Here is a 24,531-nt window from a genome sequence, read left to right on the forward strand (position 1 = left end):
TATCTACAATGTCTTGGATTGGGGGTTGGATGCCGTGCCGGCAGCGAGCCGGCTTTGCATCACACGGAATTCGAAGGCGAGCTGCGCGACGCTGGCGTCCGCTTTGCCGTCCGGTTGCTTGAGACTTTCGAGCACCGGCGAAAAAGCACGCAGCACGCGCGCGAGCTGCGGCTCGTTGGCGCGCTCGGCGGCGAGCGCGTAGATGCGGTTCTGCTCGACGATGGTTTCGATCAGGCGCTTGCGGTCTTCCGGCGTGGCGTTTTCCAATGAGGCGAGCTGTTGCTCGGTTCTTGCGAGGTGGGATTTCAGGCCGCGCTCGTAGGCCGAGGCGTTCGCCTCACCAGTTGCGGGCTGCGCGTTTGGCGTCGTAATCGCCGCGGTTCGCTCAGGCGCCGGCTCGCGGGTGAACTGGAAAACCGAGACGATGGCGACGAGCACGACCGCAGCCGCAGCGAGCCAGCGGACATTCGATGCAGGCCGGCGGATTTCACGCGACGCGCGGGCGGTCTGACTGGTTGCAGCCTGATCGAGAGCCGCCCGCCATCGCGCAAGTGTTTCGGCCGGCACCGGGACTTCGGGAATCGCCGCCGATGCATCGAGCCGGCTAATAAGGCGATGCAGCCGCTGCGCCAGCTCCGGCTGTTCGGCGAGCGCCGCACCGATGCGCGTGCGTTCGTCCGGCTCGAGGCCATCGCGATAGTAGTAGAGCAGCAGGTCGTCGTCGGAAATCATGATTCGCTCCGCCACACGTGCAGATCGACGCGCAGTTTGCGGACACCGCGAAACAGCACGCTCTTCACATTGTTGATGTTTGTTTGCAGGCTTTCGGCGATCTCGTCGAGACGCCAGCCTTCGATGTGTTTGAGGAGGAAGGCTTGCCGCTCCATCGCGGAGAGGCGCTGCATCGCGACCGCGAGGTCGCGGCCGAGCGCTTCCTGGGTGAACTCGGCTTCGGGGGTTTCAACGTGCGGCGCTTCGAAGGCGTCGTCGTGCAGCTCTTCTTCCGCTCGGCGTTTGCGTTTGCGCGTGAGGTCGATCGCGGCGTTCAGCGCGATGCGGTGGATCCAGGAATCGAGCGCGGCGTCGCCGCGGAATTCGTGGCGGCGGTCCCAGGCTTTGAGCAGGGCTTCCTGGACTGCGTCAGCGGCCAGGTCCGCGTCGCGCGTGATGCGCAGGCAGGCGTTGTACCAACGGCCGCTGCGTTCATTGAGGACGGTGTGGAAGGCGTCCGGTTGAACCCAGGATTTAAGGAGGGTGAGCACGGAACTTGGACGGTAGGACCAAGAAAAGGTTAGGGGGCGCCATAGGATGCGCGCAAACGCTTGCCGATCAAATAGTTATCGGGGTCGAAGACGCCCGCGTCACGCCTGGGCCAAAACGAAAAAGGCGCCGTGCTCGCCGTTTGAGCGGCAAGCACGGCGCCAGTATCGACTGTTTCTTTACATGGTCAGTTCTTTCGAATCCACGCTCTTGACGCCGCGCACGTTGCGCGCGAGCTCGATGGCGAGCGAGCGTTCCGCGCCGCTATCCACTTTGCCGCTGAGCGTCACGACGCCCGCATTGGTCTTCACACCAATGTCCGAGCCGTCGACGTTGGTCGAATACATGAACGTCGATTTCACCTTCGTGGTGATCCAGCCGTCAGCCATGTTGTTGACTTCCGCCTTGACGAGGCCCGGCTTCGCGCTCTGGACCACGAGCTGGTTGTTGACCGACGACACGCCGCGCGTGTTGATCGCGAGTTTGCCGGCGGCGTCCTTGGCTTCCTGCGTATCGGCCTTGCCCGTGAGCATGACCTTGCCGCGCGTAGTGTCGACGTCCGCGGTGAGGCCATCAGCGTAACGGCTCCACAGCAGCTTCGACTTCACCGTCGAGCTGATCGTCGCGTCGTCGATCTTCTCGCCGTACCCGCGTTCCGCGCTCTGCGCCGGCTCGACGTATTTGTCCTGCACTTCGATCTTGTTGTCGACGGACTTGATGCCGTCGACACCGAGCGCGATCTGCTTGGCCAGATCCTTGTTGACACTTTCCGGCACGTTGCCGGTCAACGTCGCCTTGCCTTCATGCACCGAGACGTGCAAGTCGCGCGCGCGCAGATAGGGGTTGAGCGCATAAGTCGTCCAGATCTGCGACTCCTGGCGTGCGTCGATGACTTCCTGCGAAGGCTTGGCGGCCGCGTAAGCGACGCTGCTGCCCGCGATGGCGGCGGCGATGGCTGTGGCAAGCAATAGATTGCGAGTGATCATTGAAGATTCTCCGAATTCGAATGGGGTACTGATTGGGGGCAGGAGCTTTGCCGGCCCGAAGAGAAGAGTTGCGCCGCGGATGCATCGGCGATGCAAATGGCTGCGAATACGACGATCTGGCCCTGCGACCCGCAGGAGTGCGGAGTACCGGGTTCGATCTAACCAGCCAAAGTACCGTGGAACGCTCCTACGGTATGTAGGCGAACACGCTGATGCGGCGCGCAGCAAACAACCGCACTACGAGCAAAGATCAAGGCAAGGCTCGCAGCATTGCAACGGAGGCATTACTTCGAACGCGGTTTTGACGGCACCGTCGGCAAACCAAGGTGTTGGGTCTTGAACGGCCGATGCGAACGTCCGCCCCGTTTCCCTTCCGCTGCATCGCCGGTGCCCGCGGGCTGATACCCAGGCACCAGCTGCATCTTCCCGTTGCCAATGAGATCCGCCCGACCCATCTGCCGCAACGCCTCGCGCAACACCGGCCAGTTGTCAGGATCGTGATACCGCAAAAACGCCTTGTGCAACCGCCGCTGCTTGATCCCCTTCGGAATCACCACTTCCTCGCTGTCGCGCGTCACCTTGCGCAGCGGATTCTTCAACGTGTGATACATCGCCGTCGCGGTCGCCATCGGCCCCGGCAGGAACGCCTGCACCTGGTCGGCCCGAAACCCATTGCCCTTGAGCCATAACGCCAGCTCGAGCATGTCCTTGTCCGTCGTTCCCGGATGCGCCGCGATGAAATACGGAATGAGGTACTGCTCCTTCCCCGCGGCCTTGCTGAACTTGTCGAACAGCTCCTTGAACTTGTAGTAAGACCCGACACCGGGCTTCATCATCTTCGACAGCGGCCCCTCGCCGATCGCCTCGGGCGCGATCTTGAGATAGCCGCCGACATGATGCGTCGCGAGCTCCTTCACATACTCGGGGCTCTCGATCGCGAGGTCATATCGCACGCCGCTCGCGATCAGGATCTTTTTCACGCCCGGCAACGCGCGCGCCTTGCGATACAGCTGGATCAGCGCGGAATGGTCGGTGTTGAGATTCGGGCAGATGCCGGGAAACACGCAGCTCGGTTTGCGGCAGGCCTTCTCGATGTCGCGGCTCTTGCACGCGATGCGATACATGTTCGCCGTCGGCCCGCCGAGATCGCTGATCACGCCGGTGAAGCCGGGCACGGTATCGCGCACCTTCTCGATTTCCTTCAGCACCGAAGCTTCGCTGCGGCTCTGGATGATGCGGCCCTCGTGCTCGGTGATCGAACAGAACGTGCAGCCGCCGAAACACCCGCGCTGGATGGCGATCGAGAACTTGATCATCTTGTACGCGGGGATCTCGGCCTTGCCGTAGGCGGGGTGCGGCACGCGTGCGTACGGCAGATCGTAGATGGCGTCCATTTCTTTGGTAGTTAGCGGCACGGGTGGCGGATTCAGCCACACGTCCGCATCGCCGTGGCGCTGCACGAGCGCGCGCGCATTGCCGGGGTTGCTCTCGAGATGCAGGATGCGGCTGGCATGGGCGTACAGCACGGGGTCGGCGACCACCTGCTCGTGCGACGGCATACGGATGACGCTGCGCTCGCGGTCCTCGCCCTTCACGCGCCGAGAAAACTTCACGATCACCTCAGTGGTGCCGGGCAGGGGTTCCCGGGGGTTGGCGTCGGAAGAATGCTGCGAACCCCGCAACCCCCTGCCCGGCACCACTTCCGTCGGCGCGGCTTCGCCGGCCTCGACGGCGGCGGCCTGCTCGTTCGCCTTGCGGATCTCGGGCTCCATCGCGTACGGATCGATGGGCGGGTTCAGCTTGCCGGGGGTGTCGACATGCGTGGAGTCGATCTCGATGAAGTCGTGGCTCTTGCGCACGAACGACGTGCCACGCAGATCAGTGATCTCGTCTATCTTCTGCCCGGCCGCGACGCGATGCGCGATCTCCACGATCTGCCGCTCGGCGTTGCCGAACACGAGGATGTCGGCCTTCGCATCCAACAACACGGAGCGGCGCACCTTCTCGCTCCAGTAATCGAAATGCGCGATCCGGCGCAGCGACGCTTCGATGCCGCCGATGACGATCGGCACATCCTTGAACGCCTCACGTGCGCGTTGTGCATACACGATCACGGAACGATCGGGCCGCGAGCCGCCCTGCCCGCCGGGCGTGTACGCGTCGTCGCTGCGGATGCGTTTGTCCGAGGTGTAGCGGTTCACCATGGAATCCATGTTCCCGCCGGTGATGCCGAAGAACAGGTTCGGTTTGCCGAGCGCCTTGAACGGCTCGGCGCTCTGCCAATCCGGCTGCGCGATGATGCCGACGCGAAACCCCTGCGCCTCCAGCACTCGGCCAATGATGGCCATGCCGAAGCTCGGGTGGTCCACGTACGCATCGCCGGTGACGATGATCACGTCGCAGCTGTCCCAGCCTAACTGCTCCATCTCCGCGCGCGACATGGGCAGGAACGGCGCGACGCCGAAGCGTGCGGCCCAATACTTGCGATAGCTGGTGAGTTCTTTGGCGGCGGCGGACATCGAACAACTCCGGGGAAAGGGAGTTGGAGCCGGGCCGGGCGCCACACCTATATATAGAGTGCCGCCGGAGCGCGATTCGAGCCGGGACTTACGCCGGCCAACACCTTTCCCGATATGTCAGGAAACCCCGAGGTTGGCCTTGCGGCTACTGCCAGGGGCTGGATGGGGCGGGAGTGTAGGGGCGAACGCGGGATTGTCAAAAAATCGCGGATTTGAGCGCCCCGCCCGACGGCAGCTCAGTTCAACGATGCCATCCAGTTGCCGACGGCTTCCCACGCGGGCGTTCGCGCGGCCCACGCGCGCAGAGGCCAGGAGATCACGAGCAATGTGCCGCCGATGGCATACAGCGGATGCACGGAGCGATGCTTCACCCAATCGGCGGCCAGGCACGCAATGACGAAGGCCGCGGTGACGGACGTTTGCATCAGTAGAAAGTGGCCCTGCAGTCCCAGCAGAAGCAGCACGCGCGCCGACGGCGGGCCGAGGACCGAAATCATGGCAAGCATCATCAGCCGGCGATGGATCTGTGGCTTGCGCCGCCAGTACAACGCCGCCGACACGAACGCGCCAAACAACACGATGGCCAGCGTCGGCAGCAGCACGAATTGCGCAGAGGTCATGCCCATGCCGCGTGGGCGTGTGGCGCTCGCGGAAGCCACCGCGGTGGCGAGACCCAGAATCACGATCAAACCGGCGAGCACGGCACCGGCGATGCCTAGCTTTCTATGTGTTTGATAGTCCTGTTTCGAGATCAGGCGCGCCTGGATCGCGAACAGCACGAACCAGGCGGTGAAGACGACGCCGTGCAAATGCAGCAGCACGGTGAGCGGTGGGACGTCGAACCAGTAGCGCAGGTAGAAGGTCCTGGCGAATGCGAGCGCGCACCACGCTGCAAGCGCAAGCGCGACGACGTAGTAGGCACGACTGCGGACGACAGCGGCCATCGACTATCTCCCTTCGATTCCTCGATCGCGAAGGTACGCCAACCTTGGGGAGGTCACAACGCTTGGGCGTCGATCCAGTCGCGACTGACAGACGTGACACTGTTTGCCAGGAATATAGGCATGTCCCCATAAAAATGGCCCGGGCAGGTCCGCAGTGAGACGGACCGCTCCGGGCCAAGAGGTTCGCCGCCAGTCGGCGGCTATCGATTATTCGATGGTGGGCTGGTTGATCACGACTTCGACGCGGCGGTTCTGCTGCCGGCCGGCGGCCGAGTCGTTGTCCGCGATGGGCGAGTTCTCGCCGCGTCCCGAGGAGCTGAGCCGCGCGGAGCTCACGCCCTGCCCGACTAGATAGTTCTTCACGGCGCTGGCACGGCGCTCGGACAAGGACTGGTTCATGTCCTCACTACCCATGCTGTCCGTGAAGCCTTCGATGGCCGCGGTTCGCTGCGGGTACTCGGTCATGAATGCCGTGATGCGATCGAGATTCGCCGAGGCACCCGACTTGAGCTCGGACTTGCCGGTGGCAAACAACGTATCGCCCAGCGTGAGCACCAGTCCGCGATCCGTCGGCTTCGCCTGCAGGATCTCGAGCTGACGCTGCAGCTCTGCGGCCTGCATCTGCGAGGCATTAGCGGCGAGCATGGCATTGGCCGCATCGTCGCGCGCATTGCTGGCGGCCAGCTTCTGCTCGGCGCTGTCAGCGCGCGCGACCAGGGCATCCGTCTTCGCGCGATTGGCATCCGCCTTGGCACGGTCGGCCTCCAGCGTGCGCGAGTCGAGGCGTGCTTTCTCGCTCTGCTCGTTCAACGCCGTGCGTTCCAGTTCCGCGACTCGCGTCTCGGCCAGCGATCGGGCCGTGTCGACCTTGTGATCGGCGATGTAGACGCGGTGGGCGGCCAGATCGATATTTTTCTCGGTGCGCTCGGCTTCGCGCACGGCGGCTTCGGCATCCTTGAGCGCGACCGGCGCGCCACTGGCGAGCACCGGGTCGCCTTGCAGCGCGGTGAGTTTGGCGCGCACCTGCTCGGATCCCAACGGCTTCTTCGGAGTTGAAGCGCAGCCGATGAACAGGCTGGCGGCGACGGCCACGGCGATTGCCGTCTTCATCGAGTAGTTGGTGTAGTTCATTGTTTGTCTCCGGTCTTGCGCTGCATCTCTTCGACGAGCGTGGCGGTGCTGCGCTTGATGTCCGCATTGACGGCATTGGCTTTGGCGGCGCCCGTGCGGGCGGCGGCCAGCTCGGCGGCTGCGCGTGCTTCGTCGGCAAGCCGCGCGGCGGCAACCATCTCTTTCTCACTTACCGCCTGCTGCGCGGAGCTGAATTTGCTGCGTGCTTCGGCGAGCTCGACGGCCGCGAAGGTCGCAGCTTCGACACGTTCGGCATTGGCAATCGCCTGCTGGGCGGATTGCAGGTTCGTGGTGGGGATCGGCGCGGCGGCAAACGCAGCGCTGCACGCGAGCAGGACGGGCAACGTCATGCGCAGGCGGCGGCGGGCAGCGCGGGTGATCTCGGTGGAAAACTTCATACACGGTCTCTACTGATGACGATGGATTGCTCGGGAGCGGGATCCACCAGAGAACCGAGTGTGCGCCGGCGCACGGCCGCGGTCGGTACGCGGCCGTACATAGCGCGTAATTAGTTAGACAGCCAGATCACGGCGCACTGCCCCACATCACGGGCAACAACACGGTGAACTCACTACCGTGCCCGAGCCCGGGGCTGGTGGCGTGCACGGAGCCGCCGTGTTTTTCCACCAGGTCGCGCACGACCGCAAGACCGATGCCGCTACCGCCTTCGGAGTGCGGCGCCATGGAATCCGCCTGTGAATAAAGTTCGAAGACGCGCGCCAGCACCGCAGGCTCCATGCCGATACCGGAATCTCGCACGACGATGCTCGCCTGCGCGCCCTCGCGTTTGAGATGAATCACGATGTCGCCGCCGTTGGGTGTGTATTTCGCGGCGTTGATCAGGAGGTTCGCGAAGACCTGTTCGAGACGCGCGGCATCGGCATGCACCCAGAGCGCTTCATCGGGTAGATCCGTGACCAGACGATGCCCGCGCTGCGCGATGTCCGGCGAAATCGCGCTGACGGCGTGCTGAACGACGGTGCGGAGATCGACATGCGATCGATACAGCGCGCGCTGCTTGCCGTTCGGTTGCGAGGCGGTGTTGAGCAGATCCTCGACGTGCAAGGCCAGCTGCGCGACGTGGCGTTCGATGAGCGCGCGCGCGTTGTCGACATGGACGGCGCTCGCGGGCGCCCGCAGGAGCCGGGCCGCATTGCGGACGACGGCCAGTGAATTCCGCATCTCGTGCGAGATCGAGGCGATTTCATCGGTGCGTCGATCGGGCCGCGCGTTCACGAGACGCCCGGGAACGCGGATGGCGGGGCTGCGGAGCTCACTTCGGATCAGTTGCATCATCGGTAGTTCTCCTGCTGCCGAATACCTGCAGCGCGTGCCCGGAGCCTACTTCCGGGCCCTCCCCGTGTCTGTTCGCAAACGAACACAGTCCGGGAATTGGGCATAGACTCCGCGCGGATGAGCCCAGCACCGAGCCCGCGCGAAAACCACATTCTTCGTGCCCTGCCACATGCCGAATTCGAACGGCTGGCGCCCTATCTGAAACTGGTACCGATGCCGCTCGGCGCAGTGTTGTACGAGTCCGGTGCGGCTTTGCGCCACATCTACTTTCCCACCAATTGCATCGTTTCGCTGTTGTACGGATTACAAAACGGCGCCTCGGCAGAGATCGCGGTGGTCGGCAACGAAGGTGCGATCGGAGTGTCGCTGTTCATGGGCGGCGAAACGACGCCGAGCCGGGCCATCGTGCAAAGCGCGGGACAGGCGTACCGGCTGCCGGGAATCAGGCTGAAAGAGGAATTCAACCGCCACGGCGAGATGCTCCACATCCTGCTGCGTTATACGCAGTCGTTGCTCACGCAGATGTTCCAGACGGCGGTGTGCAACCGGCATCACTCGCTGGAGCAGCAGTTGTGCCGCTGGCTGTTGTTGTCGCTGGACAGGCTGCCGTCGAACGAGCTCAAGATGACGCAGGAGCTGATCGCCAACATGTTAGGGGTGCGGCGCGAGGGTGTGACCGAGGCGGCGGGGAAACTGCAGGCGCTCGAAGTGATCCGGTATAGCCGCGGGAAGATCACGGTGCTCGATCGGCCGAAGCTCGAAGAGATGTCGTGCGAGTGTTATGCGGTGGTGAGGAAGGAATCCGACCGGCTGGCACCGCCGAGCGCGGGCTGAATCCGCGTCTATTGCCTGACGATCAGCTTCGCGAGCAGTGCGTTGTCGTCCAGGCGCCAGACCTTGATCGCGTGTTTGCCTTTCGCGAGGGCCGGAAACTTCGCTTCGAGTACGAACTCGTTGTTGATGACGGCTTTTTCCCAGTCGTGCTGTTCCTGCATCGTCGGCGGGCCCGGCGAGGGCATGAGGCGCATCGCCAGCGTCTGCATGTCGCCGTCGTCGATGGAGACGCCGATGCGGATGTCGACGCCACCGGAGGTCTGCAGGGTGGGCAGCAGGTGCAGGGCGACCGTGGCGTCGCCGGTTTGCGGGATGGCCGCTGCGTATTGTAGATAGACGGCGTCTCGTTGGGTGGTCGCGGGCCGGCCTTGCGGGAGCGCGACGACGGCGCCGGCTCCGTCACCCAGATTTGGTATTGCCCGCCATGTGAGGCCGGCGCCGGCTCGCGCTTTGGTGAAACGCACAGCCTCGATGGCGATGGTGCGCGCTGGAACCGGCTCGTCGATATTGGCCGGCGCGATCGGGGCGCCGACGGTCGCGACGCGCCGCACCTCGGGCATCACCTGTTTGTCCGGCTGCTGCCACGTCGTGTAACCGATGTGGGTCTGCAGCATCATGCCGTCCCATTTGCCGCCGTTGAGCGCGTGGTATTGGTCCGCGAGCGCCTGGTCGCGCTCGAACAGGGCTTTGACGCGATCGGCGAAATGGTTCGCGCGCGGATCGTTGGCGTCCGCGTAGCAGCGATTGAGGGCTACGGCGTGATACAGCCAGTAGAGATTGGCGAGCGCGGCGATCGGGTGTTCGACGAGCTGGAAGAATGCGTCGCTTTGCGCGGCAGGCACGCGTTGCTTCGCCTTCGCGAGAGCCGCTTCGAGTTGGTTCCAGCGATCGAGGAGCGTGTAGAAATCCCGCCCGTCGGGCGTGCGGCCAGCCGTTTCGGTGAGCGGGAAGCTCGTGGCGTCGATGAGCTCCGGCTTGCGCAGGGCGGCGAGCTGGCTGTAGCGCGTCACGAGGCTGGCGATTTCCCTGGCCTGCGCCGGGCCGAACGTGGCGCGCGCCCAGGCTTCCGGGTAGTTAGCCAGCGCGGCGGGCGTCATGGCTTCCGGGTTCCACGCCTGCGCCAGGAAGAAACTCAGCGGGAATTCCATCGGCTTGATGTCGCCGACGTTCACGATCCACAACGCTCGGGCGCCGCGCTGATACGCGAGGTCCATCTGCTGCCAGGTCTTCTCGATCTGGTTGGTGTTGAGCCACTTGTAGTTGCGCGGGCCGCCGACGTAGTCGAAGTGGTAGTAGACGCCGTAGCCGCCTTTGCGGTTCAGGTCGCCGGTAGGCAGGCGGCGCACCTGGCCCCAGTTGTCGTCGGCGAACAGCAGCGTGACGTCGTCGGGCACTTTCATGCCGTGGTCGTAGTAGTCCTGCACTTCCTTGTACAGCGCCCAGACCTGCGGCTGCTGGTCGGCGGGTTTTCCCGTGACGTCATGGATGATCTCGCGTTGCGCGGCGACGATGGATTCGAGCAGCTGCGTGGCGGTGCCTTCGGACATGGGCTCGTCGCCGTCACCGCGCATGCCGACGGTGAGCAGCGCTTCGTATCCCTGGCCGTCACCCTTGGACATCATGCGTTCGACGCCGCCGCGCCAGAATTTGCGCAGGTTGTCGGCGTTCGTCCGGTAGTCCCACTTGCCGCCGGTGATGCCCTGTTCCTTGTTGCGATGCCATTCGGCTTGCGCGCGAGTCAGGGGCTCGTGGTGTGAGGTGCCCATGACGACGCCCATGGCGTCGGCGAGGACCATGTTGTCAGGGTCGTCGTCGTTGAACGCGCGCGGCTGCCACATCGCGGGCCATAGATAGTTGCCCTTGAGCCGCAGCAGCAGTTCGAACACGTGGGCGTACAGTTTGGAACTGGCGCCGCCGAACTTGTTAGCGGCCCAGGTGCTGAAGGCCGGGGCTTCGTCGTTGATGAAAAAACCGCGGTAACGCACCTTGGGCTGGTCGCGGCGCGCGCCGGCGGTCAGGTAAAGATCGCTCTTGCGGGTGACGGGGACGTCCGCGAACCAGTGCCAGGGGGAGACGCCTATCTTTTCAGAAAGATCGTAGAGGCCGAACACCGCGCCGCGGCGGTCGGAGCCGGCGATCACCAGAGCGCGCCGGACAGTCGGCAGCGGATTGTCGACGACGATCTGGCGGTACGTTTCCCATTGGCCGCGCAGGTCGGCGATGTCGATCTTGCCGGTGCGAGCGAGTTCGTCGAGCAATGCGCTCTGGCCGATGACGCCGGCGATGATGAGGTCGGCATGTGCGGCAGCCGGAGCAGTGAGCTTCGCGGGCGCCTGCCCGCTCACCCGCTCGAGATCGGTGGCGAAGTTCGCAGCGGCGAGCTTGACGGCGGAGTTGGCCGATTCTTCGATCAACAACGCTGCGGGATGACCCTTGCTGATGAGCGGGAAGCTGGTCTTCGCGGCGCGATCGCAGACTGAGACCGGTAGCTTGCAAGCCAGCGCAACCGGCGCGAATGCGCAGAGGATCAGAGCGGCAGCGCCGCAGGCCATGTTCTTCATAGCCCGCGAAAACTACCTGAAAGGTTCAGAAAAGGGGACAGATCTATTTTCCCCGAATTGCCCGGATGCACTTTGGCGATCGCGAAAAATAGATCTGTCCCCTTTTTCCCTCTTACTTCAGCGCGTCGCTCAGACCTGGGACGTTGTCTGCGCCTTCCAGCACTTTGAGGTTCGCACCTTTGAAGTCGTTGCCGATCGGCTCGTAGCGGCCGCCCAGGCACTGGCTCAGGAAACCCTCCGCGATGGCGTAGAACGACACGCGGTTCGTAGGCCGCGCGAAGCCGTGGCCTTCTTCCGGATACAGCACGTACGTGACCGGCAGATTCTTGGCTTTCATCGCCTTCACGATCTGATCGGCCTCGGCCTGCTTCACGCGCGGATCGTTCGCGCCCTGCGCGATCAGCAGCGGCTTCTTGATCGCATCCACCTTGAACAGCGGCGAGCGTTCGGCTAACAACTTCTTGCCGGCCTCGGTGCGCGGATCGCCCACGCGCGTCGCGAACTCTTCGTAGAACGCCTTCCAGTACGGCGGGATGGAGGACAGCAAGGTCTCGAGATTCGACGGCCCCACGATATCCACGCCGCAGGCAAACGTATCCGGCGTGAACGTCACCCCGACCAGCGTCGCATACCCACCATACGAACCGCCGTAAATCGCGACCTTGTCCGCCGTCGTGATCTTCTCCTGGATGGCCCAGCTCACGGCATCGAGCAGGTCGTCGTGCATCTTGCCGGCCCACTCCTTGTCGGCGGCGTTGATGAAGTTCTTGCCGAAGCCGGTGGAGCCGCGGTAGTTCACCGACAACGCGGCATAACCGCGATTCGCCAGCCACTGGTGTTCGTTGTCGAACCCGTACGCATCGCGCGCCCACGGACCGCCGTGCACGTTGAGCACCAGCGGCACGGGTGAATCCGGCCGGCCGTCGCCGTTCGCATCCGAGCCGGGCGGCAGCGATAGGTAGGACACGAGCGTGAGGCCGTCGCGCGCCTTGAGCTCGAGCGACTGCATCGGCACCAGCGGCGCCTTCGCCAGCGCGGGCCGCTGATCGAACAGCTTGGTCAGCTTGCCGGCCTTGCGGTCGTATAGATAGGCCGACGCCGGCGCCAACGCGTCATCCGTCGACACCGTCCACAACGAGTCGTCCAGCGTGCGATTGGTGACCGCAAAGCCGTCGCCCAGTTCCCTGGTCAGCAGGTCCACGTCCTTCTGCAACGCGGGCTTGAGCACGGTGATCTCGGGCTTGAGATAGTTGACCGTGTACGCCTGCGGCGAGCGGTCCCGCGGATCGGTCCAGATGCTCTCCACGTCGGCCTGTTCGCTGGCGCCGAGCACCGTGATCTTGCCGCTGGCGAGATCGACCCGCGCCAGCGCGGATTTGTCGCGCCCCACCGAAGATTGCAAAAGCGCCGTCGTGCCGCCGGCTTCGACACCGATCGACGCCGTGGTGAGCGAATCCGACTGGCCGAACTTGAGCAGGCTGACCCATTTGCCGCCCGCGCGCCGCAGGAATTCCCCGCCTTCCGCGGTGGTCTTGGTGGCCATCTTCGGCTTGAGGTCGAGGTCGAGATCGTAGCCGGCGAATTCCTGCGTGTTCTGCTCGATCAACACGCGTTTGCCGGTAGATAGATTGACTTCCCAGATGTCGTGCCACTCGGGTGTGCGGTCGTTGAGCGCCACGGCGGCGACCCCCGGCTTCTTCCACGACAGGCCGACGACCTGCGCCTGGATACCCTTGTAAGGCGTGAGATCCTTCTGCGTGCCGGTGACCACGTCCACCGCGTACAGGTGGAAATTCTCGTCGCCGCCCTCGTCCTGCACGAACAACACATGTTTGTTGTCGTACGCCCAGAAATGCTGGCGAATGCCGCGCTTCTGGTCGTTGGTGATGGGTTTGGCGTTGTCCGGATCGGTACGCGGCGCGAGCCACACGTTGAGCACGCCATCGCGCGGCGCGATGTACGAAAGGTATTTGCCGTCCGGCGAGATACGCGCCTGCGTTTTTTCGGGATTGCCGAACAACGCGGAACGCGGGATTACCGTGGAACCGGCCACCGCCTCGGCGGCGGTCGGCGGCTTCTGCGCCGCTGCGAGAGTTGGAATGATCAAAGCGGCACCAAGCATGCCGGAAAAAAAGGTTTTCATGTGTTCGGCTCCTCGCCGCCATCCTGCAAGGCGGGGGATTATATAGAGGTGTAACGGTCTGACGATCCGGCTGCGGCGGAATGACGGCATCACCCGATCAGGCGACAACGCGAGATCGGCTGCCTGCCCTGATCGTCACACCGGCGGCATGCCCGGCTTATGGCATGCTTGCGGCCCCGCTCGAGGCTCCAGCGGTTCGCCACCAGTACGGAACGACATAATGAAAAATGCGCTGCATCGATCAAGCGTCAGCCGGCTTCTGCTCACCCTTCTCATCGCCACCTCAACGACAACCGCCATGGCCAAAACCTCGCTGATTTATATCGCCACCCAGGATCCGGCCAGGATGGGCATCACCGTGGCCGAGTTCGACGCCGACACCGGCGTGTTGTCCGCGCCGCGCATGGTCATCGAGACGCGCGACCCAGCGCATTTCACGTTGTCCGCGGACGGCAAACATCTCTACATGTGCAACACCGGCACTCCGGGCGGCGTGAGCGCCTTCGCGGTGGACAAGAAAACCGCGGCGTTGAAGCTGCTCAACTACAAGGAAGCGAAAGGACGCGGGCCGAGTTACGTGAGCGTGGATGCGACCGGGCACTACGTGCTCGATGCGAATTACGGCGGCGGCTACGTCGAAATCTACTCGCTCGCGAAGGACGGCTCGCTCGATCAGCAGACCGCCTTCGTGCAACACGAGGGCTCGAGCGTACATCCGCAGCGCCAGACGAAACCCTACGCGCACTGGTTCCGCACCGACCCCTCTAACAAGTTCGGCCTGGTCGCGGATCTCGGCACCGATCAGATCGTCATCTACAAGTTCGACGCGAAGACCGGCAAGCTCACGCCCAACGATCCGCCGGCCACCAAGGTGGCCGGAGGCCAGGGGCCGCGGCACCTCGCGTACCACCCGAATGGCAAGTGGGTGTACGTCATTGCCGAGATAGCCAATGAAGTCATGGCGTTCAACTGGGATGCGACCAAAGGCACGTTGACGCAGTTCCAGGCGGTGAAAACGCTGGCGCCCGGCTTCACGGATCCGTCCACCGCAGCGGAAATCGCGGTGCGCGCGGACGGCAAGTTCCTGTACGCCTCCAATCGCGGCGAAGACAGTCTGGTCGTCTACGCCATCGACGCGCGCACGGGTGAGCTCACGCTCAAGCAGCGCACGCCGTCGCGCGGCAAGGTGCCGCGTTACTTCACGCTGGACCCCACCAACAAATGGCTGATCGTCAGCAACCAGGAAGGCGCGAACGTGTCGGTGTTCAGCGTCGATGCAGACAGCGGCGAGCTGCAGCCGAAAGGTGAGCCCATAACATTGGTGAAACCCATGGCGGTCGCTTTCCTGCGCTGAGGACACACACGCGGGGAACTTGTTGGGGCGCCTCTGTCAGGAGAGCGATTCGTCTCCGAATGGCTACGCCTGTTGGTTGGATACGAGCGCCGCGCGATTACATTCCGCAATCCCACGATCGCTGTTGTGGGATTCAACGGACGTTGATGCCCAGCGGCCTGCGGTTCCCCCGCCATGCGGCCGTAGCTATCGTGTCCAGCAATGAATGAAGTTAGCGGCTCCGGCTCCACGGCGGAGGAACAGCGCAAACAACTTGTCGAGCTATTCCTGCAGCGCACGCTCGAAGACGTGGAGCACATGCGGCGCAGCGTTCCCCAGCTGATAGCGGCTGATCAGGCCGCCTGGCAGGAATTGCGATTCGCGGCACGGCGTGCGGGCGGCATGGCCAAGACCCTTGAGCTCGGGCTGCTCGCGGCGTGCGCGAAAGAACTGGTTGCGTTGGCGGACGAGAAGTTCGCCGGCAAGCCGCTCGATGCGCCGTTCCTGCTGGCCGTGACGAGCGCGATCGAAGTGGTGGGCATCGAGCTGGAACGCCTGGCGAAAGAAAGCCCCTAGCTAGTTTCGGAGCGCGGGCTCAGGCCAGGCGCAGCACGCGCAGGATGGTGTCGAAACTCATCGACATCTGCAGCAGCGTGCAGATCGTGACCAGCAGCGACAACTCGATCCCGAACTTGGTGCGCAGAGTGTTGATGCGGTACAGATCCGCGACCATGCGGTGCGCGAACGACGGCGCGAGTGTGCGCACCAGCGCGTCCCTGTTTTCCTGCGAGACCTGCAGCGCTTCGACCAGCTCCGTAACGATGCCGACCGCAGTCTTCACCTGGCTCGCCGCGTCGCGCGCGGCGAGGTACTGCGCCGCGCGCGTGTCGATGGACGCCAACGCCTCGGCGTTGCCGGCGCAATGCTGGTTCCAGAACGGCAGCAGGACATCCTTGAGCAGCGGATCGAGGTGGGCGCGCTCTTCGGGCGTGAGCGTCGACGCATCGAGCGCCGAGGTCATCGCGGCGGCTGCCGCTGCGCAAATTTCCCGGCGGCGCGCGGGCGCGGTGCCGGAAGCGTCATGGCCCTCCAGACTTGCAAGCAGTGCAATGACTTCGCTGACGAATTCGTTGAGGCTCACGCCGTAGTCACGCGCAAGCTGACTGGCGGATATCCCGCGTCGTTTTCCTGGCATCCCCTGGACCCTGATTTTTCCTGTCCACCGGCGAACACAGGTCCCCCGGCTGTTGTTCTGAATCGAGCGCCCGTGCCATCGAAACGACGGGCGTCAGACTTGCGGCAGGTCCCGAATGAACGATGACGGCGATGCTAACGGCGTCTCGTGGATGCGGCGAACTCAAACCCGGCCCGAAAAGTAGAACAGCAAATCCGCTACGTCGCCAGCGGCATGCTCCTACAGCTCGGACGGCTCATGAACGACGCCGGTACGTCAAGGTGTTAGCCAGCGCACGAACCATGCGATGCCGCGGTCGATGCTGTCCGGATTCACGCGGTGTGGCGTGTCTTCCTGGATCACCAGCTGCAGCTTGTCAGCCGCGTTCGCCGCGGCGTACACCGGCCTGGCAGCCGCCACCGACAAGCGCACTCCGGCCACGGGCGTGTTCGCATCCGAATCCGCGTTGATCACTAACAAGGGCCGCGGCGCGATCAGCGGCAGCATCGCGGGGCCGTCGAACGGCCCGTCGATGCCGGGCACCACGCGTGCGTAGAACTCGCGCACGAACGCCACATTGCGCGCGGGCTTGCCCGCGGTCTGCGCCGCCGCGTCGAAGCCGCTCTGGATGGTGGCGATGCGTGCTGGCCAGGCGCCGTTTTCCAGCGCCCATTGGAAACTCTGCACGCCGATGTAGGGCACGGCTGCCGCGACGCGCGGATCGGCCGCGGCCGTGAGATATGTTTCGATGCCGCCCTTGGAAATTCCCGTCAAGCCGATGCGCCCGGCATCGACGTCCTTGCGGGTAACCAGGTAGTCGATGAGCCGCATCACGTCCCAGGTGGTGTCGTAGAAGAAAGGATGCCCCTGCCCGCTCTTGAAGGCCTGCGCGATGGCCTCGTTGTATTCGGCCGCGCCCGTGCCGGCCCTGGTGCGCTCACCATGAAAACGCCCGTCGATCGCCACGCCGATGAAGCCGGCCTTCGCCGCCAGCGTCACGATGCGCACGATCTGGTCGTTGTCCTTGTTGCCGCCGGTGCCGTGCAGCGCGATGACCACCGGCCGTCTGCCCTTGAACCGCGCCGGCTCCGGCAGCAGTAGATAGCCGGGCACGCGCTCAGTGGCATCCGCGCTGAACCACAGGTGGAATTTCTCGAGGCCGTCCACCGCAGGCATCGGGGCGAGTTCCGGCCGCAGCGCGACCCGCGGGCGTTCGAGCACCGCCAGATAGGCCGCGCGCGTTTCGCCGGGCGATCCGTCCGCCAGCGCGGCAACCGAGAGCTGCAACGCCAGCAGCGCGGCAATCCATCGCCCCGATCCCCCTCGTCGAATCGCCTTCATGACTGCTTCGCTCCAAAACCCGGATAAAACTCGGCCATCATGCGCTCGTGGTACGCGACGAGGTTCTGCAGACTCGCGACTTTCGCCTGCAGCGGCGACTCGAAGGTCTTCGTCAGCGAGCTGGCGATGAACGCGAACGCCGTCGCATCCGCGCCGCAGGGTTCGTCGCCCATCAGGTATTTGTTGCCGCCCAGGATCTGCGACAGGGCTTCGAAGGCGCGGCTCGTCATCGCCGTCATCTCCGCTTCACTGTGACGCCCCAGGCCGTGCCCGTGTAATTTCGAGCGCACGCTCCGGCGCACCAGCTTCACGATGATGGGGCGGATGATCGCCGGCGCGCGCTTGAAGAATCCTCGCGGACCGCGGTCGAAGTTCGCGTCGATCATCCAGCGCCAGTACACCACTGCCCAGTACACGTGATCCTCGAGCATCTTCTCGAGGCCCCAGGCGATCCCGCGATCGCGCTGCGAGAGCGTGCGGTCGAAGTCGATGGCGTACTTCTGCTCGAGGTACATCCGGATGAGCGTGGAATCCGCGACGATGGCGCCGTTGTCGTCGATGTACGGCAGCTTGCCTTTCGGCGCCTTGCCGAAGCCCCTGGTGTTGGTCTGGTATTCGAGCTTCGCGAGCTTCAGCAACATCTCGCACTTCATGACGAACGGGCTGGGGTCGGGCAGGCCGAAGTACTGGCCGAAGGTGTACAGCGTGATCATGTGGTTCAGTCCTCGAGCGTGACCCATTTCATGCGGCCGCCGGCGCCGCTCTTGATGCTCACCTGCGCCTTGCGCAAGCCGAAGTGCGCGGCGACCAGCGCGATCACCGCGGCATTCGCCTTGCCATCGACGGGCGGCGCCTTGACGCGCGCCAGCCAGCTGCCGTCGTCACATTCGGTCAAATCTTCCTGGCGTGCGCCGGGCTTTACCTTGAGTCGGATGGTTCTCATGAGCGCGCGGCATTATGCGGGAAACCGTGCCGCTTGCTCCAAAGCCGCGCACGCCGCACCGCGCGAGGGAATTCCGCGGTGCATGCGCGGGCAGAAATACGTGTGCAAAGCAGGTAATCGGGCACGCGGTGTTGGCACAGCGCTTGCTCCTATCCAGTGACGGACGGAGAGCGCGATGACGGGCGAAGACATCCTGTTAGTGCAGAAGAGCTGGCTGGCGATCAAACCTGTGAAGCAGATCGCGGCGGAGCTGTTTTACGTGAAGTTGTCCGAGCTCGACCCGGGCCTGCGGCTGTTGTACGACGACGACTTGCACGCCAGCAATCGCAAGTTCGTGCAGTTGCTCGACGCCACCGTGCGCGGCCTCGATCGCGCCGACGTGTTGATGGCCGCGATCCGTGAGGTCGGCATCCGCCACCCCACGTTCGGGCTGACCGATGCACACCATGGCACCGTCGCGGCTGCGCTGCTGTGGACGCTCGAGAAAGCGCTGCGCCGGGATTTCACGCCCACGGTGAAAGCGGCGTGGATCCGGATCTTCGGTGTGTTGTCGCAGCGCCTGCGCGGGTCGAGCATCGACGCCGCGCAGGCCGCCTGACTTCTACGACATCGTCTTGCCGGTCTCGAGCAGCGACTTCAAGTCGCTCAGGATCCAGTTCCAGCCGCCACCGCCCTGCGTGTTGAACTTGCTGGTGACCGCGCCTTTCATCATCGGCGCACCGGCCGGGATTTCATGCGTGATGGTGAGGCGGCAAAAATCCAGCTCCGTCTGCACGATCTCCCAGGTGATGCGCGAGAAACCTTCCTGGCGATGCGCGTCGTTGAAGAGGAAGCGATAGGTCTGTACCAGTTTGTGCGGCGGACTCGCCTCGATCACTTCGCCGTCGACGATGACTTCGGGCAATCCGAAGCTGCGCATCTGCGCGTTGGCCAGCGCGCGAAATTTGCCGCCGGCCTTGAGCTCGTACTCGGACATGCCGCGGTAGCCATACTTCGCGGTCCACTCGGGTGAGGTCACGGCATCCCAGATCGCGGCGGGCGTCGCCTTGATGTAGATCTCGTGGATATGAGTGGTCGAGTTCAGGCTCTCTTGCGCTGCGGTGGGCATTTCGCTTTCTCCAGGGATTTTTTGAGGTCGACGAGCGCGGACAACTCGCGCTCCTTGTATTTGTCGATCCAGCGGTCGTGGATGAGACGGATGGGCACGGCGTTGAGGAAATGCAGCTTCTCGCGCCCTTCCCGGCGCGTGATCACGAGGCCGGCTTCTTCGAGCACCTTGAGATGTTTCATGACCCCGAAGCGGGTCATCTCGAGCTCCCACTCGAGCTCGCCCAGCGTCTGACCGTCACGCTCGTGCAGCAGGTCCAGCAGGAACCTGCGTGAGGAATCGGCCAGAGCCTTGAACACCAGATCGTCGCTGATCATGGCGGAAACTATATGTGACCTTTTGGTCACATGTCAAAACCAGTAAAGGGGACATGCCTATTTAAAAAAGGACGGGCCTCGAAGGTTCGAATGGGGCGATTCGAGCTGCGGGGATGAGGCCCGTCCCTGTAAAAAACGATGGCTCAGACCAGCCGCGCGGCTCCGGCCTCCAGCAGTGCATGCGCCGCATCGGCGAAAGTGCGGCCGAGATCGCGGTCCATCGCAATCACGGCGCACTGTTGAAACTGGGTGCCCATGACGATGAGGTCGGGGCCATTGAGTTGTTCGGTGAACCAGGCGGGCGCGGGCCACGGGAACGGCCACTTCACGCGCATGCCGTTGCCGCAGATCTCGTCGACGAACCGCGCCACGTGACCGCCGACAATGATGATGCCGCGCTCACCGCCCGGCCGCGGGATCAGGTCCGCCAGCTCGCCGACATTCGTCATGCGCTCCGTGAACTCCTGCACGATGGCGGCGAGGAACGCCGATCTCGGCGGCAGCGGCTGCGGATTGAGCGCCACCTGCGACAACGGATCTCCGCCGATGACATCCCAGATCTCCGGATGTTTCTCCGCGACCACCCGCCACAAATGGGTGCCAGCCCCCATCCCGATCACCGAGCGCTCCAGCGCACGGCGGATATACGGATCGAGCGGACCCGGCGGATCTTCCGGACCGTCCGGGTTGGGATAGCCGGTCGTCAGCTGGCTAACAAGCGCGGTGAGCGCGCGCGCCGACAGGTGCTTCGGCGGCGGCTTCGGGCCGGGGCCGGTCTTTTCCGGCGTGGGAGCGGGAGCAATGCTGCGTTGCGCAGTGACATTCATCATTTCCTCCGGGAGATGCTTTTCGCGTTTTGCGGGGCACAGATTCGCCCTGCGGCCCCCCGCAGGCGATGGACGGGCGCTGATCCGGCGCTGACTTGTCTATGATTCACCCCCCGGGGGACCCGGGAAACGCGGCGGGTGCATGGATAAGCGGGAAATCCGATTCGACGGCTGGACGATCGACTTCGATTCGGGGGAAATCTCGAAGCACGGCAACACCCATCGCCTGCAGGACCAGCCGCTGCAGATTCTCGAGGAACTGGTCACGCGGCCCGGCGAAGTCGTCACGCGGGAGCAGTTGATCGCCCGCCTGTGGCCGACCGGCGTGGTGGAATTCGATACCGGCCTGAACAGCGCCGTGCGCAAGCTGCGCGTTGCGCTGGGCGACGACGCCGAAACCCCGCGTTACATCGAGACCCTGCCGCGCAAGGGTTACCGGTTCGTCGCCAGGCTCGACCCCGAACCGGCCATCCCGACGCTGCCAGCCCAGACTTCGGACTACGTCCCCACGAGTTTCGAGACCGGGGCTGCCATCGGCCGGAGGGCGACCGATCGGCGCGCGCCGCTCAATCGCCTGGTGCTCGGATTCGGCAGCATCCTGGCGGCCCTGGTACTCGCGGTGGTCGTCTGGCGCATGCCGGGTGGCTGGTTCGGCGCCGGCGCCCGCGCCGAAGACCTTCCCACGATCGTCGTGCTGCCGCTGGTCGACATGAGCGTCGATCAGCGCGAGCAGGCCCTGTGTGACGGCCTCACCGACGAGCTCTCCAACTGGCTGGCGCACATCCCCACGCTGCGCGTCGTGGCGCGCACCTCGGCATTCGCGTTCAAGGGCAAGAACACCGACGTACGCGAAATCGGCCGCACGCTCGGCGCGACGCACGTGCTCGAAGGTTCGCTGCGGCGTTCGGGCGACCAGCTGCGCATCACGGTGCAGCTCATCACCGCGGCCACCGGCCTGCACCTGTGGTCCAAGTCCTTCGACCTGCCCATCGGCGACATTTTCCTCATCGAGGACACAGTGTCGCGCGCGGTGGCCGAGGCGCTGCACCTCGAGCTGTCCGCGGACATCGCCGAGACCTGGGCGAAACGCCAGCCCGAAAAGATGGAAGCCTACGAGCTCTATCTACTCGGGCGCGCCCGCCAGAGCAAACGCACGGCCGACGACAACGTCAAGGCGGTGGAATTCTTCCGCCGCTCCGTGGCCGCCGATCCAGGTTACGCACTGGCGCACGTCGGCCTGGCGGAGACGCTGCTCAACGACCTGTCCCTCAACCGCACGCCGCTCGAAGACGTCTCCGCCGACGTCGAGCCGATCATCAACCAGGCGCTGGCGCTCAACCCGAAGCTGCCCGAGGCGCTGGCCGTCAAGGGCTGGCTGCTCAACGAGCAGTTCCGGACCGATGAAGCGCTGCCGATTCTCGAACAGGCGATCGCCGCGAATCCCAACGACGCCGCGAGCCATCGCTTTCTCGGCAACGTCTACGACCGGCGCGCGGATCCCGAAGAAGCGCTGCGCAACTACTCGATCTCCGCCAGCCTCGATCCGCTCGATTTCCTGGCCCACGTGTATCGCTGCATGGGGCTGGTGGAACTGGCGAACTACGCGGAGGCGAGCGCCGCATGTGCACGCGCGCGCGGCCTCGAGCCGACTCACTACTGGGGACCGCTCGCGACATCGTGGATTTCACGCGCGCAGGGCGAGACGCAGGAGGCCCTCAAGTGGGTCGATGCGGCGCACGAACTCGCACCCTCGGACTGGCAGGTTGCCGATCAGAAAGTCGATTTGCTGCTGACACTCGGCAAGATCGATGAGGCACGCCAGGTGCTGGAAGACATGCCGGAGGACGCGTCATTCGCCGCGCTCTCGCGGCAGGCGCAGCTGGTGTTCGCCGCCGGCGGTGCCGGCGAGTTGAAAGCCTGGCTCGCGCAACGCGACGCCGCCGCGCTCGCGCAGACCAGCGCGGACCTGGCCGAGCTCGCGCGCATGCAGCTCATGGCGAACGATGCCGCCGCGGCGCGCGCCACGCTCGCGCATGCGCAACGCATCCTGCCGCTGTACGGCGCGGATCTGTACGACGGCAGCCAGATCCGCTACGAGTATTCGGTCGCCCTGATCCACGCCGCCATCGAATTGAACGGCGGCGGCAACCGCGACGCGGCGCTCAAACTACTCGCGGGTCTCGAACGCATGCTCGATACGTACGAGAAGAACGGCGGCCGGCACTTCGGCTCGCCCCTGCTGCGCGCCGAATCGTTGAGCCTGCAGGGCAGGAAAACTGAAGCCGCCGCGGCGCTAGAGGCCGCCTGGAAGCGCGGCTGGCGTGCCACGTGGCACGCGAGCCGCGAACCATATCTCGCCGGCGTGGAGATGCCCGAAGGAAGTTAGCCTTACTTGGCCGGCTTCGTCGCGAGGTTGAGGATGTCGATCTCGAGCTTGGGTGGCGGAATCGGTCCCGGGCCTACCAGCAGGTAGTTATAGCCACCGTCGCCACCGTAGGTTTCGAAGAATTCCTTGGTGACGGCGTTCACTTTCTTGCGCAGCTTGTCGATTTCCTTCTTGCTGGGCTTTTTCTTCTTCGATTTGGCCATGTTATTTCCTTATGGTGCGGACCCGGGCGTTTTACCCCGGGTCAACCGGCCAAGCAAGAGTCCGAGCGCGCCACCGGTCAGCGCATACAAACCGAGTGCGCCGTAATACAGCGTGTACGCATGGGTGGCGATCCACTGCGGCGGCAACACGTGCGCACGCAGCTGATTCCACGCGACCACGCCGAGCACCATCGCCATCGCGGAATACACCGGCCAGCGCCAATACGCGCGTGCGTCGGCGCGCATCGCGAGCAATCCCGACAACATCGCGAGCGCGGTGACGCCGTAGGCGATGAACAATTCGCGCAGTTGCACGTTCACGGCGACAACTCCGCGATGCGGAACGAGCGGCCGCAACCCTGGTCGCGGCGATTGACGGCGCCGCAGTCGAGCAGCGTGCCCGGCGCGCCGTTCGCGCCGTCGTCGTCGATACATTGACGTACCTCGATGAGAAACGGGCGGCTGCGCAGGGCCGCCGGTACGCCGCGCAAGGTACGGCATTGGAAAGTGACCGATGCGCCGAGGCCCGCCTGGTAAACGTCGGCCGCAGCACGCAATTCTGCCGGCGATGTTTCTCGTCCCGCCAGACTAGTTAGTCTGCCGAGCAGCGCGGCGTCCAGGTGGCGCGCGCCATCGAGCGTTTGTTCGAAATATGCATCGTCGTCGAGCCCGGTGCAGCCGCCGTGTTTGCGCCACTCGTGTTCGTGCAGGTTCGACTCCATGCCAGGCATGTACTCCTCGAGCTCGTGAGCGAGCGCCGGCGCGAGATCGAGGCCTGGCGCCTGGCAATCGTGGGGATAGGCGCCGGCATCGAGTTTCTCCGGCCACAATCCATGGATCGCGAGCGGATGCGGCTGGCGGACCCGGCACTCCGGCTTGTTTTCATGGCCATCGGAACAAAAGGCTGGATGCCAGCTCATGGTCAGCAGGTAGAAATCGAAATCGGCTCGCACGGACTCTGACTTGCGGTCGGTGCGCTCGACATTCCCGGTTTCGACCGGGGTGGCGGAGCCCTGCTTCCGGGTGGGCGCGGGCCCCTTCATCTCGACGTACTGCCAGAGCTTCACCAGTCCGAGGATGGCGGCAAAAACGAGGATGGATTTGACCGTGGACCGGTTCAGTCGGCGCATGCGCGCCAGAATTCACTCTATTGATGTCAACTTCAAGCTCCGCACGGTGAGGCAGATACGCCGCATCCGGATATCATTCGCCGTGCTGTAAGCCC

General features: G+C 64.3%; 25 protein-coding genes. 5 read left to right on the forward strand and 20 right to left on the reverse strand.

Translation table 11 applies throughout. The features are described 5' to 3' along the window. Positions 1-3: 3 nt before the first annotated feature. The 8 genes from WDO72_08700 to WDO72_08735 all read right to left on the reverse strand — a co-directional run bounded on the left by WDO72_08700 (position 4) and on the right by WDO72_08735 (position 8,136). A complete protein-coding gene (locus WDO72_08700) occupies positions 4-732 on the reverse strand; it encodes a hypothetical protein (GenBank protein MEJ0085747.1) in 729 nt (242 codons plus the stop codon). Then, complete coding sequence (locus WDO72_08705) at positions 729-1,262, reverse strand: RNA polymerase sigma factor (GenBank protein MEJ0085748.1); 534 nt, start codon at positions 1,260-1,262, stop codon at positions 729-731. Before WDO72_08705 ends, WDO72_08700 begins: the two co-directional genes overlap by 4 nt. Positions 1,263-1,439: 177 nt before the next feature. Then, positions 1,440-2,246 (reverse strand): BON domain-containing protein, encoded by an 807-nt coding sequence (locus WDO72_08710; GenBank protein ID MEJ0085749.1) that lies wholly within the window; start codon positions 2,244-2,246, stop codon positions 1,440-1,442. A 284-nt stretch (positions 2,247-2,530) separates the two neighbouring features. After that, positions 2,531-4,765 carry a YgiQ family radical SAM protein gene (locus tag WDO72_08715; protein MEJ0085750.1) on the reverse strand — a complete coding sequence of 745 codons (2,235 nt, stop codon included), beginning with the start codon at positions 4,763-4,765 and terminating at the stop codon, positions 2,531-2,533. A 236-nt stretch (positions 4,766-5,001) separates the two neighbouring features. Next, positions 5,002-5,709, reverse strand: a complete 708-nt coding sequence (locus tag WDO72_08720; protein ID MEJ0085751.1) for a hypothetical protein — start codon at positions 5,707-5,709, stop codon at positions 5,002-5,004. Between the two features lie 207 nt (positions 5,710-5,916). Further along, the gene (locus tag WDO72_08725; protein ID MEJ0085752.1) at positions 5,917-6,840 is read right to left on the reverse strand and encodes an OmpA family protein; all 924 of its coding nucleotides are present in this window, start codon (positions 6,838-6,840) and stop codon (positions 5,917-5,919) included. Continuing rightward, positions 6,837-7,238, reverse strand: a complete 402-nt coding sequence (locus WDO72_08730; GenBank protein ID MEJ0085753.1) for a DUF4398 domain-containing protein — start codon at positions 7,236-7,238, stop codon at positions 6,837-6,839. The genes WDO72_08725 and WDO72_08730 overlap by 4 nt, the downstream gene beginning before the upstream one ends. 127 nt (positions 7,239-7,365) lie before the next feature. Continuing rightward, positions 7,366-8,136 carry a HAMP domain-containing sensor histidine kinase gene (locus tag WDO72_08735; protein MEJ0085754.1) on the reverse strand — a complete coding sequence of 257 codons (771 nt, stop codon included), beginning with the start codon at positions 8,134-8,136 and terminating at the stop codon, positions 7,366-7,368. 117 nt (positions 8,137-8,253) lie between these two features. On the opposite strand from WDO72_08735, the gene WDO72_08740 reads away from it, so the two are divergent. Then, entirely contained in the window at positions 8,254-8,970 is a 717-nt protein-coding gene (locus WDO72_08740; GenBank protein ID MEJ0085755.1) for a Crp/Fnr family transcriptional regulator, read from the forward strand. An 8-nt stretch (positions 8,971-8,978) separates the two neighbouring features. On the opposite strand, the gene WDO72_08745 is transcribed toward WDO72_08740, so the two are convergent. Continuing rightward, the gene (locus tag WDO72_08745; GenBank protein ID MEJ0085756.1) at positions 8,979-11,531 is read right to left on the reverse strand and encodes a glycosyl hydrolase 115 family protein; all 2,553 of its coding nucleotides are present in this window, start codon (positions 11,529-11,531) and stop codon (positions 8,979-8,981) included. Between the two features lie 112 nt (positions 11,532-11,643). Beyond that, positions 11,644-13,674: a S9 family peptidase gene (locus WDO72_08750; protein MEJ0085757.1), complete on the reverse strand. Its 2,031-nt coding sequence runs from the start codon at positions 13,672-13,674 to the stop codon at positions 11,644-11,646. Positions 13,675-13,972: 298 nt separating this feature from the next. Here WDO72_08750 and WDO72_08755 point away from each other — a divergent pair, with 298 nt between their 5' ends. Together WDO72_08755 and WDO72_08760 are read left to right on the forward strand one after the other, a co-directional pair. After that, the gene (locus WDO72_08755) at positions 13,973-15,028 is read left to right on the forward strand and encodes a lactonase family protein (protein ID MEJ0085758.1); all 1,056 of its coding nucleotides are present in this window, start codon (positions 13,973-13,975) and stop codon (positions 15,026-15,028) included. Positions 15,029-15,229: 201 nt separating this feature from the next. Continuing rightward, a complete protein-coding gene (locus WDO72_08760) occupies positions 15,230-15,583 on the forward strand; it encodes a hypothetical protein (GenBank protein ID MEJ0085759.1) in 354 nt (117 codons plus the stop codon). A gap of 19 nt (positions 15,584-15,602) precedes the next feature. Here the strand turns inward: WDO72_08760 and WDO72_08765 are convergent, their stop codons facing one another. The 4 genes from WDO72_08765 to WDO72_08780 form a co-directional block, all read right to left on the reverse strand. Next, on the reverse strand, positions 15,603-16,202 hold the full coding sequence (locus WDO72_08765; GenBank protein MEJ0085760.1) for a hypothetical protein: 600 nt from the start codon (positions 16,200-16,202) through the stop codon (positions 15,603-15,605). Positions 16,203-16,457: 255 nt separating this feature from the next. Next, complete coding sequence (locus WDO72_08770; GenBank protein MEJ0085761.1) at positions 16,458-17,522, reverse strand: acetylxylan esterase; 1,065 nt, start codon at positions 17,520-17,522, stop codon at positions 16,458-16,460. Further along, positions 17,519-18,235, reverse strand: a complete 717-nt coding sequence (locus WDO72_08775; protein ID MEJ0085762.1) for a glutathione S-transferase family protein — start codon at positions 18,233-18,235, stop codon at positions 17,519-17,521. The genes WDO72_08770 and WDO72_08775 overlap by 4 nt, the downstream gene beginning before the upstream one ends. Positions 18,236-18,240: 5 nt before the next feature. Then, entirely contained in the window at positions 18,241-18,465 is a 225-nt protein-coding gene (locus WDO72_08780) for a DUF167 domain-containing protein (GenBank protein MEJ0085763.1), read from the reverse strand. A 175-nt stretch (positions 18,466-18,640) separates the two neighbouring features. Here WDO72_08780 and WDO72_08785 point away from each other — a divergent pair, with 175 nt between their 5' ends. Then, the gene (locus WDO72_08785) at positions 18,641-19,063 is read left to right on the forward strand and encodes a globin domain-containing protein (GenBank protein MEJ0085764.1); all 423 of its coding nucleotides are present in this window, start codon (positions 18,641-18,643) and stop codon (positions 19,061-19,063) included. Between the two features lie 3 nt (positions 19,064-19,066). Here WDO72_08785 and WDO72_08790 read toward each other — a convergent pair whose 3' ends face one another. The 3 genes from WDO72_08790 to WDO72_08800 form a co-directional block, all read right to left on the reverse strand. Then, positions 19,067-19,573, reverse strand: a complete 507-nt coding sequence (locus WDO72_08790; protein MEJ0085765.1) for an SRPBCC domain-containing protein — start codon at positions 19,571-19,573, stop codon at positions 19,067-19,069. Further along, positions 19,546-19,890: a helix-turn-helix domain-containing protein gene (locus WDO72_08795; protein ID MEJ0085766.1), complete on the reverse strand. Its 345-nt coding sequence runs from the start codon at positions 19,888-19,890 to the stop codon at positions 19,546-19,548. The genes WDO72_08790 and WDO72_08795 overlap by 28 nt, the downstream gene beginning before the upstream one ends. Positions 19,891-20,033: 143 nt before the next feature. Beyond that, on the reverse strand, positions 20,034-20,717 hold the full coding sequence (locus WDO72_08800) for a hypothetical protein (GenBank protein MEJ0085767.1): 684 nt from the start codon (positions 20,715-20,717) through the stop codon (positions 20,034-20,036). 142 nt (positions 20,718-20,859) lie between these two features. Here WDO72_08800 and WDO72_08805 point away from each other — a divergent pair, with 142 nt between their 5' ends. After that, positions 20,860-23,103 carry a winged helix-turn-helix domain-containing protein gene (locus WDO72_08805; GenBank protein MEJ0085768.1) on the forward strand — a complete coding sequence of 748 codons (2,244 nt, stop codon included), beginning with the start codon at positions 20,860-20,862 and terminating at the stop codon, positions 23,101-23,103. Between the two features lie 2 nt (positions 23,104-23,105). Here the strand turns inward: WDO72_08805 and WDO72_08810 are convergent, their stop codons facing one another. Genes WDO72_08810 through WDO72_08820 form a run of 3 tightly spaced genes read right to left on the reverse strand, consistent with a single transcriptional unit; the run spans position 23,106 to position 24,436 of the window. Further along, positions 23,106-23,306: a hypothetical protein gene (locus WDO72_08810; protein ID MEJ0085769.1), complete on the reverse strand. Its 201-nt coding sequence runs from the start codon at positions 23,304-23,306 to the stop codon at positions 23,106-23,108. A 9-nt stretch (positions 23,307-23,315) separates the two neighbouring features. Then, a complete protein-coding gene (locus WDO72_08815; GenBank protein MEJ0085770.1) occupies positions 23,316-23,627 on the reverse strand; it encodes a hypothetical protein in 312 nt (103 codons plus the stop codon). Beyond that, positions 23,624-24,436: a hypothetical protein gene (locus WDO72_08820; protein ID MEJ0085771.1), complete on the reverse strand. Its 813-nt coding sequence runs from the start codon at positions 24,434-24,436 to the stop codon at positions 23,624-23,626. Before WDO72_08820 ends, WDO72_08815 begins: the two co-directional genes overlap by 4 nt. Positions 24,437-24,531 lie beyond the last annotated feature (95 nt).

This window comes from Pseudomonadota bacterium, from assembly GCA_037200975.1.
In the GTDB taxonomy this organism is placed as follows: Bacteria; Pseudomonadota; Gammaproteobacteria; order Steroidobacterales; family Steroidobacteraceae; genus CADEED01.

Bases quoted from the DNA above. Each gene is read 5' to 3' on its own strand.
- WDO72_08700 (MEJ0085747.1), bottom strand. From the start codon at position 732: ATGATTTCCGACGACGACCTGCTGCTCTACTACTATCGCGATGGCCTC.
- WDO72_08710 (MEJ0085749.1), bottom strand. From the start codon at position 2,246: ATGATCACTCGCAATCTATTGCTTGCCACAGCCATCGCCGCCGCCATC.
- WDO72_08715 (MEJ0085750.1), bottom strand. From the start codon at position 4,765: ATGTCCGCCGCCGCCAAAGAACTCACCAGCTATCGCAAGTATTGGGCC.
- WDO72_08720 (MEJ0085751.1), bottom strand. From the start codon at position 5,709: ATGGCCGCTGTCGTCCGCAGTCGTGCCTACTACGTCGTCGCGCTTGCG.
- WDO72_08725 (MEJ0085752.1), bottom strand. From the start codon at position 6,840: ATGAACTACACCAACTACTCGATGAAGACGGCAATCGCCGTGGCCGTC.
- WDO72_08730 (MEJ0085753.1), bottom strand. From the start codon at position 7,238: ATGAAGTTTTCCACCGAGATCACCCGCGCTGCCCGCCGCCGCCTGCGC.
- WDO72_08735 (MEJ0085754.1), bottom strand. From the start codon at position 8,136: ATGATGCAACTGATCCGAAGTGAGCTCCGCAGCCCCGCCATCCGCGTT.
- WDO72_08740 (MEJ0085755.1), top strand. From the start codon at position 8,254: ATGAGCCCAGCACCGAGCCCGCGCGAAAACCACATTCTTCGTGCCCTG.
- WDO72_08745 (MEJ0085756.1), bottom strand. From the start codon at position 11,531: ATGAAGAACATGGCCTGCGGCGCTGCCGCTCTGATCCTCTGCGCATTC.
- WDO72_08750 (MEJ0085757.1), bottom strand. From the start codon at position 13,674: ATGAAAACCTTTTTTTCCGGCATGCTTGGTGCCGCTTTGATCATTCCA.
- WDO72_08755 (MEJ0085758.1), top strand. From the start codon at position 13,973: ATGGCCAAAACCTCGCTGATTTATATCGCCACCCAGGATCCGGCCAGG.
- WDO72_08760 (MEJ0085759.1), top strand. From the start codon at position 15,230: ATGAATGAAGTTAGCGGCTCCGGCTCCACGGCGGAGGAACAGCGCAAA.
- WDO72_08765 (MEJ0085760.1), bottom strand. From the start codon at position 16,202: ATGCCAGGAAAACGACGCGGGATATCCGCCAGTCAGCTTGCGCGTGAC.
- WDO72_08770 (MEJ0085761.1), bottom strand. From the start codon at position 17,522: ATGAAGGCGATTCGACGAGGGGGATCGGGGCGATGGATTGCCGCGCTG.
- WDO72_08775 (MEJ0085762.1), bottom strand. From the start codon at position 18,235: ATGATCACGCTGTACACCTTCGGCCAGTACTTCGGCCTGCCCGACCCC.
- WDO72_08780 (MEJ0085763.1), bottom strand. From the start codon at position 18,465: ATGAGAACCATCCGACTCAAGGTAAAGCCCGGCGCACGCCAGGAAGAT.
- WDO72_08785 (MEJ0085764.1), top strand. From the start codon at position 18,641: ATGACGGGCGAAGACATCCTGTTAGTGCAGAAGAGCTGGCTGGCGATC.
- WDO72_08790 (MEJ0085765.1), bottom strand. From the start codon at position 19,573: ATGCCCACCGCAGCGCAAGAGAGCCTGAACTCGACCACTCATATCCAC.
- WDO72_08795 (MEJ0085766.1), bottom strand. From the start codon at position 19,890: ATGATCAGCGACGATCTGGTGTTCAAGGCTCTGGCCGATTCCTCACGC.
- WDO72_08800 (MEJ0085767.1), bottom strand. From the start codon at position 20,717: ATGAATGTCACTGCGCAACGCAGCATTGCTCCCGCTCCCACGCCGGAA.
- WDO72_08805 (MEJ0085768.1), top strand. From the start codon at position 20,860: ATGGATAAGCGGGAAATCCGATTCGACGGCTGGACGATCGACTTCGAT.
- WDO72_08810 (MEJ0085769.1), bottom strand. From the start codon at position 23,306: ATGGCCAAATCGAAGAAGAAAAAGCCCAGCAAGAAGGAAATCGACAAG.
- WDO72_08820 (MEJ0085771.1), bottom strand. From the start codon at position 24,436: ATGCGCCGACTGAACCGGTCCACGGTCAAATCCATCCTCGTTTTTGCC.